The sequence below is a fragment of the Streptomyces sp. NPDC029164 genome (assembly GCF_055563995.1).
The window spans coordinates 1-13,643 of the sequence record NZ_JBVHWW010000041.1; the positions used below are offsets into that span (position 1 = coordinate 1).

The 13,643-nt window shown below is 72.0% G+C and carries 14 protein-coding genes; 11 read left to right on the forward strand and 3 right to left on the reverse strand.

The features are described from left to right. Positions 1-154 precede the first annotated feature (154 nt). Positions 155-532: a DUF1844 domain-containing protein gene (locus ACZ4VT_RS31595; protein ID WP_351303530.1), complete on the reverse strand. Its 378-nt coding sequence runs from the start codon at positions 530-532 to the stop codon at positions 155-157. A gap of 325 nt (positions 533-857) precedes the next feature. On the opposite strand from ACZ4VT_RS31595, the gene infC reads away from it, so the two are divergent. The 10 genes from infC to ACZ4VT_RS31645 all read left to right on the forward strand — a co-directional run bounded on the left by infC (position 858) and on the right by ACZ4VT_RS31645 (position 11,110). Then, positions 858-1,577 (forward strand): translation initiation factor IF-3, encoded by a 720-nt coding sequence (gene infC / locus ACZ4VT_RS31600; protein ID WP_037805393.1) that lies wholly within the window; start codon positions 858-860, stop codon positions 1,575-1,577. A 104-nt stretch (positions 1,578-1,681) separates the two neighbouring features. Beyond that, on the forward strand, positions 1,682-1,876 hold the full coding sequence (rpmI, locus tag ACZ4VT_RS31605; RefSeq protein ID WP_030012385.1) for a 50S ribosomal protein L35: 195 nt from the start codon (positions 1,682-1,684) through the stop codon (positions 1,874-1,876). 100 nt (positions 1,877-1,976) lie between these two features. Further along, the gene (gene rplT, locus ACZ4VT_RS31610) at positions 1,977-2,363 is read left to right on the forward strand and encodes a 50S ribosomal protein L20 (RefSeq protein ID WP_007263143.1); all 387 of its coding nucleotides are present in this window, start codon (positions 1,977-1,979) and stop codon (positions 2,361-2,363) included. Between the two features lie 231 nt (positions 2,364-2,594). Continuing rightward, a complete protein-coding gene (locus tag ACZ4VT_RS31615) occupies positions 2,595-3,455 on the forward strand; it encodes a TrmH family RNA methyltransferase (protein WP_467954919.1) in 861 nt (286 codons plus the stop codon). A 55-nt stretch (positions 3,456-3,510) separates the two neighbouring features. Continuing rightward, entirely contained in the window at positions 3,511-4,746 is a 1,236-nt protein-coding gene (locus ACZ4VT_RS31620) for a sensor histidine kinase (protein WP_467954866.1), read from the forward strand. 151 nt (positions 4,747-4,897) lie between these two features. Next, positions 4,898-6,025, forward strand: coding sequence for a phenylalanine--tRNA ligase subunit alpha (pheS, locus tag ACZ4VT_RS31625; protein WP_467954867.1), 1,128 nt, complete (start codon positions 4,898-4,900; stop codon positions 6,023-6,025). After that, positions 6,025-8,568: a phenylalanine--tRNA ligase subunit beta gene (pheT, locus tag ACZ4VT_RS31630; protein WP_467954868.1), complete on the forward strand. Its 2,544-nt coding sequence runs from the start codon at positions 6,025-6,027 to the stop codon at positions 8,566-8,568. Before pheS ends, pheT begins: the two co-directional genes overlap by 1 nt. A gap of 78 nt (positions 8,569-8,646) precedes the next feature. Then, positions 8,647-8,871, forward strand: coding sequence for a hypothetical protein (locus ACZ4VT_RS31635; protein ID WP_467954869.1), 225 nt, complete (start codon positions 8,647-8,649; stop codon positions 8,869-8,871). Between the two features lie 308 nt (positions 8,872-9,179). After that, a complete protein-coding gene (locus ACZ4VT_RS31640; RefSeq protein ID WP_467954870.1) occupies positions 9,180-10,520 on the forward strand; it encodes a transcriptional regulator in 1,341 nt (446 codons plus the stop codon). A 62-nt stretch (positions 10,521-10,582) separates the two neighbouring features. Further along, positions 10,583-11,110 carry an NUDIX hydrolase gene (locus ACZ4VT_RS31645; RefSeq protein WP_467954920.1) on the forward strand — a complete coding sequence of 176 codons (528 nt, stop codon included), beginning with the start codon at positions 10,583-10,585 and terminating at the stop codon, positions 11,108-11,110. Between the two features lie 16 nt (positions 11,111-11,126). On the opposite strand, the gene ACZ4VT_RS31650 is transcribed toward ACZ4VT_RS31645, so the two are convergent. After that, the gene (locus ACZ4VT_RS31650) at positions 11,127-11,999 is read right to left on the reverse strand and encodes a 3-hydroxybutyryl-CoA dehydrogenase (protein ID WP_030706157.1); all 873 of its coding nucleotides are present in this window, start codon (positions 11,997-11,999) and stop codon (positions 11,127-11,129) included. A gap of 159 nt (positions 12,000-12,158) precedes the next feature. Between ACZ4VT_RS31650 and ACZ4VT_RS31655 the strand changes: the two genes are divergently transcribed. After that, on the forward strand, positions 12,159-13,406 hold the full coding sequence (locus tag ACZ4VT_RS31655; RefSeq protein WP_467954871.1) for a glycoside hydrolase family 10-like protein: 1,248 nt from the start codon (positions 12,159-12,161) through the stop codon (positions 13,404-13,406). 1 nt (position 13,407) lies between these two features. On the opposite strand, the gene ACZ4VT_RS31660 is transcribed toward ACZ4VT_RS31655, so the two are convergent. Continuing rightward, entirely contained in the window at positions 13,408-13,605 is a 198-nt protein-coding gene (locus tag ACZ4VT_RS31660) for a DUF1918 domain-containing protein (RefSeq protein WP_467954872.1), read from the reverse strand. Between the last annotated feature and the right edge of the window lie 38 nt (positions 13,606-13,643).

Below are 13,643 nucleotides of genomic sequence, written 5' to 3' on the forward strand. Positions count from 1 at the left end.
CCCCCCCCCCCCCCCCCCCCCCCCCCCCCCCCCCCCCCCCCCCCCCCCCCCCCCCCCCCCCCCCCCCCCCCCCCCCCCCCCCCCCCCCCCCCCTCTTCTCTACTCGCGTTCTCCTCGCGTTCTCCTCGCGTTCTTACGCGGCGTACGCGCGCGCTCAGGCGAAGACGGGACCCGTGAACTTCTCGCCCGGGCCCTGGCCCGGCTCGTCCGGAACGATCGAGGCCTCGCGGAAGGCCAGCTGGAGCGACTTCAGGCCGTCGCGCAGCGGGGCGGCGTGGAAGGAGCTGATCTCGGTGGCGCTCGCGGTGACCAGGCCGGCGAGGGCCGTGATCAGCTTGCGGGCCTCGTCGAGGTCCTTGTGCTCGGAGTCCGGCTTGTCCAGGCCCAGGTTGACCGCCGCGGCGCTCAGCAGGTGCACGGCCACCGTGGTGATCACCTCGACGGCGGGCACGTCCGCGATGTCGCGGGTCATGGCGTCGTAGTCGGGGGCGCCGTCGGCAGCGGGGTCGGTGGAGGGTGTCGCGTCAGTCATGAGTCCCACGATATGCCGTGCGGCGGGCTTGCAACGCGGGTGCTAGTATGTACATCGACCGGCCGGACACTTCTGTGCCCGGCCCACAAGTGGAGGCTCCGTTTCTCCCACCTGATCGTCCTCCGGGACGGCGGGTCACCGGTCAGGTGGCATCCATCGTTCCGTACGGACGATGGAAAGCTGCCCGAGTCTACGCCCCGCGGTTCGCACGCGACGGTGTTCCGGTTGTATTGGAGCCCCTGCCTGTGCCCGGCGGGGCTTTTTTCATTCTCCCGCTGTGGTGGTCTGACGGAAATACACGTCAGCGGCTGTCTGCCAGGCAGTCGTGTGGTGCTACCGAGGAGGATCCATCAGCACCGAGCCCCGCATCAACGACCGGATTCGCGTTCCCGAGGTACGGCTTGTCGGTCCCAGCGGCGAGCAGGTCGGCATCGTGCCGCTTGCCAAGGCGCTTGAGCTCGCGCAGGAGTACGACCTCGACCTGGTCGAGGTCGCGGCGTCCGCACGCCCGCCGGTCTGCAAGCTCATGGACTACGGCAAGTTCAAGTACGAGTCGGCCATGAAGGCCCGTGAGGCGCGCAAGAACCAGGCGCACACGGTCATCAAGGAAATGAAGCTCCGGCCGAAGATCGACCCGCACGACTATGACACCAAGAAGGGTCACGTCGTTCGGTTCCTCAAGCAGGGCGACAAGGTCAAGATCACGATCATGTTCCGTGGTCGCGAGCAGTCCCGGCCGGAACTCGGCTACCGACTGCTGCAGCGTCTCGCTTCGGACGTCGAGGACCTCGGGTTCATCGAGTCGAACCCGAAGCAGGACGGCCGAAACATGATCATGGTCCTCGGTCCGCACAAGAAGAAGACCGAGGCGATGGCCGAAGCCCGCGAGGCGCAGGCCGCCCGCAAGGCCGAGCGCCAGGGTGTCGCCCACGCCGACGACGAGGCCCCTTCCGAGGACGCCGCCGTCGAGGTCGAGGAGACCACCGAGGTCGCCTCCGCCGACGTCACCGAGGCCCCCGCCGACGAGACGAACGCCGAGGCCTGATCCCGAGGCAGCCCGTCTCGGATCACCGACACAACATGACGCTCCCGTGAGCCGGTCCCGCAACGGACCGGTGGGAGCGCCACCGACGAGGAGATAACGGCGCCATGCCGAAGAACAAGACGCACAGCGGTACCAAGAAGCGCTTCAAGGTCACCGGCTCCGGCAAGGTGCTCCGCGAGCGCGCCGGCAAGCGCCACCTGCTCGAGCACAAGTCGTCCCGTGTCACCCGCCGCCTCACCGGCAACGCGGAGATGGCCCCCGGCGACGCCGCGAAGATCAAGAAGCTTCTCGGCATCTGATGTCCTCCGCTCCCTCGCGGGAGCGGGACGTCAAGACCGGGACCCCATCGAATTCGGGCCGTGTGAAGACACCCACGGCCCCGCTACAAGGAGTTAAAAAGTGGCACGCGTCAAGCGGGCAGTAAACGCCCACAAGAAGCGCCGGGCAATCCTCGAGGCGGCCTCCGGCTACCGCGGTCAGCGTTCGCGCCTGTACCGCAAGGCCAAGGAGCAGGTCACCCACTCGCTGGTCTACAACTTCAACGACCGCAAGAAGCGCAAGGGCGACTTCCGTCAGCTGTGGATCCAGCGCATCAACGCTGCTGCCCGCCAGAACGGCATGACGTACAACCGCCTCATCCAGGGTCTGAAGGCCGCCAACATCGAGGTGGACCGCAAGATCCTCGCCGAGCTGGCCGTCAACGACGCCAACGCGTTCGCCGCGCTGGTCGAGGTCGCTCAGAAGGCGCTTCCGGCCGACGTCAACGCCCCCAAGGCCGCTGCGTAAGGCCTGGCCGGCCGCGTAAGCAGTCGGCACCCTCGGACCCGCAGGCGATTCGCCTGCGGGTCCGAGTGCTTTCCCCGCACCGCAGGGGCAGACCGCCCGTACCGCCGGCGCAGCGGGCTCCGTACCGCCGGCGCCCGCGGGCTCCGTACCGTCCGCGCTCCGCGCGCTCCGCACCGCCCGCGCCCGTGCGCCCCGCATCCCCGAGAGAGAACCGCAGAGACCATGGCTGACCTGGGTCACCCCGCCGAGCTGATCTCCCCCCGATCCCCGCGGGTGGCCGCCGCCAGGCGACTGGCGCGGCGCAACTTCCGCACCAAGGAGCGCCGGTTCATCGCCGAGGGCCCGCAGGCGGTCCGCGAGGCCGTCGAGCACCGCGGACCGACCGGCGCGTCGACCCTGATCGAGCTGTTCGCCACCGTCGAGGCGGCCGAGCGCTATACCGAGATCATCGACGCCGCCCTGGACGCGGGTGCCCGCGTGCACTACGCCTGCGACGAGGTGCTCGCCGAGGTCTCGCAGACCGTCACTCCGCAGGGCCTCGTCGGGGTCTGCCACTTCCTGGACTCCCCGTTCGAGGAGATCCTGAAGTCCGGGCCCAGGCTCGTCGCCGTCCTCGCGCACGTCCGCGACCCCGGCAACGCCGGTACGGTGCTGCGCTGCGCGGACGCCGCCGGCGCCGACGCGGTGGTGCTGACCGACGCCTCCGTGGACCTCTACAACCCCAAGTCCGTACGGGCCTCCGTGGGCTCCCTCTTCCACCTCCCGGTCGCGGTCGGCGTCCCGGTGGAACAGGCCGTCGAGGGCCTGCGGGCGGCCGGCGTACGGATCCTCGCGGCCGACGGCGCGGGCGAGGACGACCTCGACGCCGAGCTGGACGCGGGCACCATGGGCGGTCCCTCCGCCTGGGTCTTCGGCAACGAGGCCTGGGGCCTTCCCGAGGAGACCAGGGCCCTCGCGGACGCCGTGGTGCGGGTCCCGATCCACGGGAAGGCGGAGAGCCTGAACCTGGCGACGGCCGCCGCCGTGTGTCTCTACGCGTCCGCGCGTGCACAGCGGGCGCCCGGAGGGTGCCGCTCCGTGACCCCCAGCTAGTAATGTGGCGGCCCGGGGGCCCACTGCGCTACTCGGAGATGTGGGGTACGGGGACATGACCGTCGGTACGAACAGCTCACCGGGGGCCGGCACGACGGCCGGTCCACCGGTGCCGGCCGGACCCGGCGCCGCCCAGGTCCCGCCGCGGGCCGACGCTCTGGCCGGCGTCCCGCCGCAGGCCCCGGCCGGCGCCCGTCCGGGCGGACCCGCGGACGCCGGCACCGGCTCCCGGGCCGAGGGCGAGGGGCTCGGCTTCGGGATCGACCCCGACTGCCTGCCCGACGGGCTCGTCGTCGCCGACCACACCGGGCGCGTCATCTGCTTCAACCGGGCCGCCGCCCGGATGACCGCCACCGACCCCGCCCAGGCCCTCGGCGCCCGCATCGACCGCGCGCTCCCGCTGGAGGACCTCGAAGGCCGCCGCTGGTGGGCGCTGACCGACCCCTACGGCGGCCTCGCCACCCGCCGCGGACAGCCCGAGCGGAACCTGCTGCTCCCCGGCGGCCGCGAGGTGCTGGTCTCCGCCAGCTACATCCGCACCCACCCCACCGGCCCGCTGCGCCGCCTCGTGGTCACCCTGCGGGGCACCGAGGCGCGCCGCCGCACCGAGCGCAGCCACGCCGAGCTGATCGCCACCGTCGCCCACGAGCTGCGCTCCCCGCTGACCTCCGTCAAGGGCTTCACCGCCACCCTGCTCGCCAAGTGGGAACGCTTCACCGACGACCAGAAGCGGCTGATGCTGGAGACCGTCGACGCCGACGCCAACCGCGTCACCCGCCTCATCGCCGAACTCCTCGACATCTCCCGCATCGACTCCGGCCGTCTGGAGGTGCGCCGCCAGCCCGTGGACCTCGCCACCGCCGTCGGCCGCCACGTCCAGGCGCTCACCGCGAACGGGCAGGCCCCCGAGCGGTTCCTCGTACGAGTGAGCCGCCCGCTCCCCGACTGCTGGGCCGATCCGGACAAGATCGACCAGATTCTCGGCAACCTCCTCGAAAATGCGGTGCGTCACGGAGACGGAACGGTCACCATCGACGTATCGCCGCATGAGAAGGGAACCGCCGTCACCGTGTCCGACGAAGGCCCCGGGATCCCCGAGGAGTCGATGGGCCGCGTCTTCACCCGCTTCTGGCGGGGGAGCAAGCGCGGCGGCACCGGCCTGGGCCTGTACATCGTCAAGGGCATCGTGGAGGCCCACGGCGGCACCATCACGGTCGGCCGCGGCCCCGGCGGCGGCGCCGAATTCCGATTTATCCTGCCCGTGAGCGCCCCGGCGTACCTCACGCAGTAGCCCTGCTGAGCATCTCGCCAGACGGCCCACGGGCTCCTTCACCCCCAGCGACCTTTAGACTCGTCCTTTGGCACCTTTGTGTCTCTGTGTCGATCGGTCTGATCGTGCCGTACGGGGACCCACCAGCCAGCCATCGGAAGTACGGGAAGAGATGTCGGCACCGAACAAGTCGTACGACCCTGTCGAGGTCGAGGCACTGAAACCGGAAGAGATCGAGCGCATGCGGGACGAGGCGCTCGCCGCCTTCGCGTCCGCCGGCGACCTCGACGCGCTGCGTGAGGCGAAGACCGCGCACATGGGCGACCGCTCGCCCCTGGCGCTCGCCAACCGCGAGATCGGCGCGCTGCCCCCGCAGGCCAAGGCCGAGGCGGGCAAGCGCGTGGGCCAGGCCCGCGGCGCCGTGAACAAGGCCTTCGGGGCCCGCACGGTCGAGCTCGAAGCCGAGCGCGACGAGCGGGTGCTGGTCGAGGAGGCCGTGGACGTCACGCTGCCCTACGACCGCGTCCCCGCCGGCGCCCGGCACCCCCTGACCACGCTGATGGACCGCATCGCGGACATCTTCACGGCCATGGGGTACGAGGTCGCCGAGGGGCCCGAGGTCGAGGCGGAGTGGTTCAACTTCGACGCCCTCAACTTCACGCCCGACCACCCGGCGCGCCAGATGCAGGACACCTTCTTCGTCCGGGGCCCCGAGGGCACCGAGGGCGACGAGTCCGGTGTCGTCCTGCGCACCCACACCTCCCCGGTGCAGGCCCGCTCGCTGCTGGAGCGCAAGCCCCCCGTCTACGTCGTGTGCCCGGGCCGGGTGTACCGCACCGACGAGCTCGACGCGACCCACACGCCGGTCTTCCACCAGGTCGAGCTGCTCGCCGTGGACGAGGGCCTGACCATGGCGGACCTCAAGGGCACCATGGACCACATGGTCCAGGAGCTGTTCGGCGAGGGCACCACCACGCGCCTGCGCCCGCACTTCTTCCCGTTCACCGAGCCGTCCGCCGAGATGGACATGCAGTGTTACGTATGCCGCGGCGAGTCGGTGGGCAACCCCGACCGCCCGTGCCGTACCTGCTCCAGCGAGGGCTGGATCGAGCTCGGCGGCTGCGGCATGGTCAACCCCAAGGTGCTCGTCGCCTGCGGTGTGGACCCCGAGAAGTACAGCGGGTTCGCCTTCGGGTTCGGCATCGAGCGGATGCTGATGTTCCGTCACAACGTTGAAGACATGCGAGACATGGTCGAGGGTGACGTTCGCTTCACCCGGCCGTTCGGGAGTGAGATCTGATGCGCGTCCCGCTTTCCTGGTTGCGGGAGTACGTCGACCTGCCCGCGGGCGAGACCGGCCGTGACGTGGCCGCCAAGCTGGTCGACGCCGGCCTCGAGGTCGAGACCGTCGAGCAGCTCGGCGGCGGGCTCAAGGGCCCGCTCGTCGTCGGCCAGGTGCTGACCATCGAGGAGCTGGAGGGCTTCCGCAAGCCGATCCGTTTCTGCACGGTCGACGTCGGCCAGGCCAACGGCACCGGCGAACCGCAGGAGATCGTCTGCGGCGCCCGGAACTTCTCCGTCGGCGACAAGGTCGTCGTGGTCCTGCCCGGCGCGGTGCTGCCCGGCGACTTCGCGATCGCCTCGCGCAAGACGTACGGCCGCACCTCGCACGGCATGATCTGCTCCGGCGACGAGCTGGGCATGGGCGACGACGGCACGCACGGCATCATCGTGCTGCCGCACGAGCACGAGGTCGGCACCGACGCGATCGAGCTGCTCCAGCTCGTCGACGAGGTCCTCGACATCGACATCACCCCGGACCGCGGCTACTGCATGTCCATGCGCGGTGTCGCCCGCGAGGCGGCCACCGCCTACGGCCTGCCGCTGCGCGACCCGGCGCTGCTCGACGTGCCCCAGCCGAACTCGTACGGCTACCCCGTCAAGATCGACGACCCGGCCGGCTGTGACCGCTTCACCGCCCGCACGGTGACCGGTCTCGACCCCGACGCGCGCTCCCCGATCTGGCTGACCCGCCGCCTGCAGAAGGCGGGCATGCGCCCGATCTCGCTCGCCGTCGACATCACCAACTATGTGATGCTCGAGCTCGGCCAGCCGCTGCACGCCTACGACCGCTCGTCCATCGAGGGGCCGATCGGCGTGCGCCGGGCCGAGCAGGGCGAAGAGCTGATCACCCTGGACGGTGTCAAGCGCACGCTCGACGCCGAGGACCTGGTGATCACCGACAACCGCGGCCCGATCGGGCTCGCCGGTGTCATGGGCGGCGCCAACACCGAGATCGCCGACGCCGTCACCACACCTTTTGATCCCTCTGGCTCGACCGGACAGGTCACCGGGACCACCGAGGTGGTCATCGAGGCCGCGCACTTCGACTCCGTGTCGATCTCGCGCACCGCCCGCCGCATGAAGCTCTCCTCCGAGGCCTCCAAGCGCTTCGAGCGGGGCACCGACCCGCAGGCCGCCGCCGCGGCCGCGCAGCGGACCGTCGACCTGCTCGTGCTCCTCGCGGGCGGCACCGCCGAGGCGGGGGTCACCGAGGTCATCGCCCCGGGCGCGCCGCGCACCATCGCCATGCCCGCGGACCACCCGGACCGCGTCGCCGGCATGGAGTACGGCCGCGAGACCGTCGTGCGCCGCCTCCAGGAGATCGGCTGCGACGTCTACGGCCAGGACGAGCTCGTCGTCACCGTCCCCTCGTGGCGGCCCGACCTCGCCGCGCCCAACGACCTCGCCGAAGAGGTCATTCGGCTGGAGGGCTACGGAAACCTCCCGTCGACCCTCCCGCAGGTGCCCTCCGGCCGCGGTCTGACCGCCCGGCAGCAGCTGCACCGCCGGGTCGGCCGCGCGCTGGCCGGCGCGGGCTACGTCGAGGCGCTGAGCTACCCCTTCATCGGCGAGGGCGTCTTCGACCAGCTCCAGCTCCCGGCGCACGACGCGTCGCGCCAGGTGGTCAAGCTCGTCAACCCGATCTCCGACGAGGAGCCGGCGCTGCGCACCACGCTGCTGCCGGGTCTGCTCGGCGCGCTGCGCCGCAACGACAGCCGGGGCAGCCACGACCTCGCGCTCTTCGAGACCGGTTCGGTCTTCCGGGCCGCCGCGCAGCCGGGCGTCGCCGTACGGCTGCCCGTCGACCGGCGTCCCACGGACGAGGAGATCGCCACCCTGAACGCGGCCCTGCCCGCGCAGCCGCGGTACGCCGCGGTCGTGCTGGCCGGTGCGCGCGAGCAGGCCGGCTGGTGGGGCAAGGGCCGCCCGGCCGACTGGGCGGACGCGGTCCAGGCCGCCCGCTCGCTGGCCGTCGAGGCCGGCGCGCGGCTCGTCGTCCGCCAGGGCCAGTACGGTCCCTGGCACCCGGGCCGCTGCGCCGAGCTGGTCGTCACCATCGACGGCGTCGAGCAGGTCATCGGCCACGCCGGCGAACTGCACCCGCGCGTGGTCAAGGCGATGGGCCTGCCGGCCCGCACCAGCGCCATGGAGCTCGACTTGGACCGCCTCGCGGCGGCCGGCGGCGAGGCCCTGCAGGCGCCCCGGATCTCCACCTTCCCGGTGGCGACCCAGGACGTCGCGCTGATCGTCGACGCGTCGGTTCCCGCGTCCTCCGTGGAGGCCGCCCTGCGCAAGGGAGCGGGCGAACTCCTGGAGTCGCTGCGGCTGTTCGACGTGTTCACCGGTGAGCAGGTCGGCGAGGGCAAGAAGTCCCTGGCGTACGCGCTGCGCTTCCGCGCGACCGACCGGACGCTGACCGCCGAGGAGTCCACGGCCGCGCGCGACGCGGCGGTGGCGTTGGCGGGCGAGCGGACCGGGGCGGTGCTCCGGGGCGCGTAGCCGCCCCGCGTAAAGGCCAGTTGAGGGCGCATCCGGACCACCGGATGCGCCCTCACTCGTTCGAGTGAGAAGGGCGGAGTGAACCGCGGTCCGGGGAGACCCTGTTCCCGCACACCGATCGCCGAGAAGGCCCGGGACGCCACCGGCGCGTGCTTACCCCCTGCGGAGGTCCTCGCACGGGCCCCGGCCCCGCGGACGCCCGCGCGGCTGGTCGCGGGCGTGCACGCGGCCCTCCTCCGGCACACCGGCGGGCGACTCGCCGACGACGTCGCCCTGCTGGTGCTCCGCGACGACCGGTCCTGACCGGCGGGCTGCCGGGGGCCGGCTCCGCCGGGGCCCGGCGACCAACCGGGCGCCGGCGGAGCCGGAACGCGCCGCCCGCCTGCCGTGGAGTGTCGGGCAGACAGCAGGACGGGCGGCGCGGTGCGGGTCGTCGCACTGTACGAGGGGGAGCCGACGACCCGGGCTACCTCTTGGCGAGGCCCTTAAGTGAAGCGCCCACGGCGGCCCGTGCGGCAGAGTGCGCATCGCATTTATGCGCGTACTCGGTTCACACCCCGTGTGAACCGCGCACCCACTAGCCTGAGATCGACGAGCCCTGGGAGCGGCCCATGCAGCCCAATGTCCTGCTCGACGCCCTCCTCGCCGAGGCGGGCATGTCCCATGCCGGACTCGCCGCCTACGTGAACCAGGCAGGTCGCACCCGCGGACTCGCCCTGCGCTACGAACACACCGCCGTGGCCCGGTGGCTGAAGGGTCAGCGGCCCCGGGGCCAGGTCCCCGACCTGATCTGCGAGGTGCTCGGCGGCCGGCTGCGGCGTCCCGTCGGACTGGACGACATCGGGCTCGGGGCGGCCGACCGGCCCGTCTCCCTGCACGCCTCCCCGCTCAGCGGGTTCGTGGACCGGGCCGCCGCCCTGTGGCGGTCCGACGGGCAGGCCCGGCCCCAGCTGCTCACCGCCGAGGCGGTTACCGGAACGCCCGCCGTGATCCCGGTCTGGGAATGGGAGAACCCGCCCGAGGACGCGGACGTCTCCCGCGAGGGCCCGAACCGGATCGGTCCCGAGCACATCGAGATCCTGAAGGCCGCCCGCGCGCACTACGAGCTGATGTACCGCCGGGCCGGCGGGGTGGCCACCCGGGACCGGATCGTCCGGTTCCTTGGCAGTGAGACGGCGCCCATGCTGCGCGGAAGCTACCCCGACGCCCTCGGCCGCCGGCTGCACCGGGCCACCGGGTCCCTCGTGGCGGTGGCGGGGATCTGCGCGTACGACTCGGACGCCCACGGGCTCGCCCAGCGCTACTTCCACCAGGCGCTGCGCCTGGCCAAGGCGAGCGGGGACCGCGGGCTCGGGGCGTACGTGATCGCGCTGATCGTCAACCAGTCCCTGCACCTGCGCGAATACCGCCAGGCCGTCGCCTTCGCCGAGGCCGCGCTGCGCGCCGCCGGCCCGCACACCACCCCGGCGCTGACCGCCGACCTGTACGCCATGCAGGCCAAGGCGTACGCCCAACTCGGCGACACCGGGGCCGCGCTGGCCTGCATCGGCAACGCCGAGGCGGCCGCGGAGCGGATCCGCCCGGGCACCGAACCCGACGAGACCGGCTACGTACAGCCCGGGCTCGTCAACGTCCAGGTCGCCGAGGCGCTGCTCAGTCTGGGGGATCTGGAGGCGGCCCGGGTCCAGGCGGCCGCCGCCGTCGGCACCCCGGCCCACGACCGCGGGCGGGTGCACCGGCTGGCGATGCTGTGCGAGATCCAGCTGCGCCAGGGCGAGGCGGACCGGGCGGCGGCGTCCGCGGCGGAAATGGCCGAACGGGCCAAGGGGATGGAGTCGCTGCGGCTGCGCGACCGGCTGCGGGCGGTCCGCGAACAGCTGCTGACCAGCGGTTGTTCGGGCGCGGAGGAGACCGCACAGCTCATCGACGGGGCGCTGCGCGTTCCGCTGTGACGGGTCAGCTGCTGCCATGTTTGCCACCTACTCGAACGGAAGGTGGCACAGCCGTGCAGTGGATGAACCTGAGTGAGCAGACTGTGTACAAGAACCGCTGGTTCGACGTGAATCTCGCCGACGTGGAACTCCCCGACGGCCGGCACCTGGACCACTTCGTGATCCGGCTGCGTCCGGTCGCCGTGGCCACGGCCGTCAACGAGGCCAATGAGGTGCTGCTGCTCTGGCGGCACCGCTTCATCACCGACAGCTGGGGCTGGGAACTGCCCGCCGGGGTGGTCGAGGACGGCGAGGACATCGCGGCCGCGGCGGCGCGCGAGATGGAGGAGGAGTCGGGCTGGCGGCCCGGCCCGCTCCACCACCTGATGACCGTCGAGCCGTCCAACGGGCTGACCGACGGCCGCCACCACCTCTACTGGGCGGAGGGGGCCACCTACATCGGCCATCCCGAGGACGCGTTCGAGTCCTCGCGCCGGGAATGGGTCCCGCTCAAACTCGTGCCGGACATGATCGCGCGCGGGGAGGTCCCGGCCGCCAACATGGCGGCCGGGCTGCTCCTGCTGCACCACCTGCGGCTGGGTCAGCCGTAGGGGGCAGCGGCGGGGATCAGGCGTACGGGTAGAAGCCCGCGCCCGTCTTGCGGCCCAGGCGGCCCGCGTCGACCATCCGCTGGAGCAGCGGGGGAGCGGCGTACAGCGGCTCCTTGTACTCGGCGTACATCGAGTCGGCGATCGAGGCGATGGTGTCCAGGCCGATCAGGTCGGACAGCTTGAGCGGGCCCATCGGGTGGGCGCAGCCCAGCTCCATGCCGTTGTCGATGTCCTCGCGGCTCGCGATGCCCGACTCGAACATCCGGATCGCGGACAGCAGGTACGGGACGAGGAGCGCGTTGACGACGAAGCCGGAACGGTCCTGGGCGCGGACCGCGTGCTTGCCCAGCACGTTCCGCACCAGGGCCTCGGCCCGCTTGACGGTCTCCTCGCCCGTGGTGAGCGCGGGGATCAGCTCGACGAGCTTCTGCACCGGGGCCGGGTTGAAGAAGTGGATGCCGATGACCTGGTCGGGCCGCGAGGTCGCGACGGCCAGCTTGACCAGCGGGATCGAGGAGGTGTTGGAGGCCAGGATCGCGTCCGGGCGGGTGATCACCTGATCGAGGACCTGGAAGATCTCCGTCTTGACCTGCTCGTTCTCGACGACCGCCTCGATGACGAGGTCACGGTCGGCGAACTCGCCGAGGTCGGTGGTGAAGGTGAGGCGGGCGAGGGCGGCGTCCCGCTCCTCCTCCGTGATCTTGCCGCGTTCGGCGGCCTTCGTCAGGGAGTTGTGAAGCCGGGTCCGGCCGATCTCCAGGGCTTCGCCGGTGGTCTCGGCGACCTTGACCTCAAGGCCACTGCGGGCGCACACCTCGGCGATACCCGCGCCCATCTGGCCACAGCCCACTACGCCGACCCGTGTGATGTCGGAAGGGAGGTCAGTCACTTCGTGCCTTTCGCAGCTCTCCGTCGGCGGGTCCCCCGTACGATTCCGGCGCCCGCCACGCCCCCCGACGTTACTCCCGACCTTGCGCCGGGCGGCGGGCCGGGGCGGGCATGCTGAGCGGACATCGCGCAATGTCACTCAGCGAAACGGAGATGTCACATGACGTACATCGGCCGACGGGCACTGCTGGCCGGAGCCCTGGGGGTGATCGCGGCCACCACCTCCGGACCAGCCGCCGCGGCGGCGCGGCGGACGGCCGCCGGGCTCTCCGCCCGGGCCGCCACCGCCGCGTTCCGTGGCATGTGGATCGCGTCCGTGTCCAATGTGGACTGGCCCTCCCGGAGCGGGCTCTCCGCCGCACGGCAGCGCACGGAACTGCTGCGGCTCCTCGACACCGCCGTCAAGCGCCGGCTCAACGCGGTGGTCCTCCAGGTCCGGCCGGCGGCCGACGCGTTCTGGCCCTCGAAGCTGGAGCCCTGGTCGCAGTGGCTGACCGGCGAGCAGGGGGCCGATCCCGGCTGGGACCCGCTGGGCACGGCGGTCACCGAGGCGCACGCCCGCGGGCTGGAGCTGCACGCCTGGTTCAACCCGTACCGCGTGGCCAACCACACCGACCTCGACCGGCTGGCCGCCGCCCACCCGGCCCGGCGCAACCCCGGCTGGACCGTCGAGTACGGCGGGAAGCTCTACTACAACCCCGGCATGCCCGAGGTGCGGCGCTTCGTACAGGACGCCATGTTCGACGCCATCACCCGCTACCCGGTGGACGCGGTGCACTGGGACGACTACTTCTACCCCTACCCGGCGGAGGGCGAGTACTTCGACGACGACGAGGCGTACGAGGAGCACGGAGGCTCCTTCGCGTCCCGCGCCGACTGGCGCCGCCACAACACCGACACCCTGGTCCAGGAGATGTCCGCGCGGCTGCGGGCGCTGCGCCCGGCGGTCCGGTTCGGCATCAGCCCCTTCGCGGTCTGGCGCAACTCGGACCGGGACCCGCTCGGCTCGCCGACACGGGCGGGCCTGGGGACGTACGACGACCTGTACGCGGACACCCGCAAGTGGGTCCGGGAGGGCTGGATCGACTACATCGTGCCCCAGGCGTACTGGCACATCGGCCACCCGACCGCCGACTACGCCGACGTCGTGCCCTGGTGGGCGCGGACGGTGGCGGGCACGGGCGTGGACCTCTACGTGGGGGAGGCGCTGTACCGCTGCGACGCGGACAGCACCACCGCGGCCTGGCGAGATCCGGGAGAGCTGTCGAAGCACCTGCGGTTCGCCGCCGGACACCCGGAAGTCCGCGGCCACGTCTACTTCTCGGCGAAGCAGGTGGCCGCGGACCCCAACGGAGCGATGGCCCGGGTGGTCGCCGACCACTACGGCTCGGCGGTGCCCCCGCGCTGATTCACTGGTCGGGCTCTACGGGGTGACGGACCACGCAGTCGGGCCCGGGGGCCATGAGGGCCTCGTGCCCGTCCTGGAAGCGGACCCGGTACGGGGGGGTTCCGTTCTCGCCCAGCACCTGGGTGATCTCGCCCACCTTGTCGTGCTGTCCGACGATCCTGCCGTGCTGCACCAGCTGGTCGCCCTCGGTCGCGCGCATAACTGACCTCCTCGGTGGCGGTCCGATCCGGTGCTAGC

Excerpts from the sequence above, each read along its gene's own strand:
- ACZ4VT_RS31595 (WP_351303530.1), bottom strand. The coding sequence starts at position 532 with ATGACTGACGCGACACCCTCCACCGACCCCGCTGCCGACGGCGCCCCC.
- rpmI (WP_030012385.1), top strand. The coding sequence starts at position 1,682 with ATGCCGAAGAACAAGACGCACAGCGGTACCAAGAAGCGCTTCAAGGTC.
- ACZ4VT_RS31620 (WP_467954866.1), top strand. The coding sequence starts at position 3,511 with ATGACCGTCGGTACGAACAGCTCACCGGGGGCCGGCACGACGGCCGGT.
- pheS (WP_467954867.1), top strand. The coding sequence starts at position 4,898 with ATGTCGGCACCGAACAAGTCGTACGACCCTGTCGAGGTCGAGGCACTG.
- pheT (WP_467954868.1), top strand. The coding sequence starts at position 6,025 with ATGCGCGTCCCGCTTTCCTGGTTGCGGGAGTACGTCGACCTGCCCGCG.
- ACZ4VT_RS31640 (WP_467954870.1), top strand. The coding sequence starts at position 9,180 with ATGCAGCCCAATGTCCTGCTCGACGCCCTCCTCGCCGAGGCGGGCATG.
- ACZ4VT_RS31645 (WP_467954920.1), top strand. The coding sequence starts at position 10,583 with ATGAACCTGAGTGAGCAGACTGTGTACAAGAACCGCTGGTTCGACGTG.
- ACZ4VT_RS31655 (WP_467954871.1), top strand. The coding sequence starts at position 12,159 with ATGACGTACATCGGCCGACGGGCACTGCTGGCCGGAGCCCTGGGGGTG.
- ACZ4VT_RS31660 (WP_467954872.1), bottom strand. The coding sequence starts at position 13,605 with ATGCGCGCGACCGAGGGCGACCAGCTGGTGCAGCACGGCAGGATCGTC.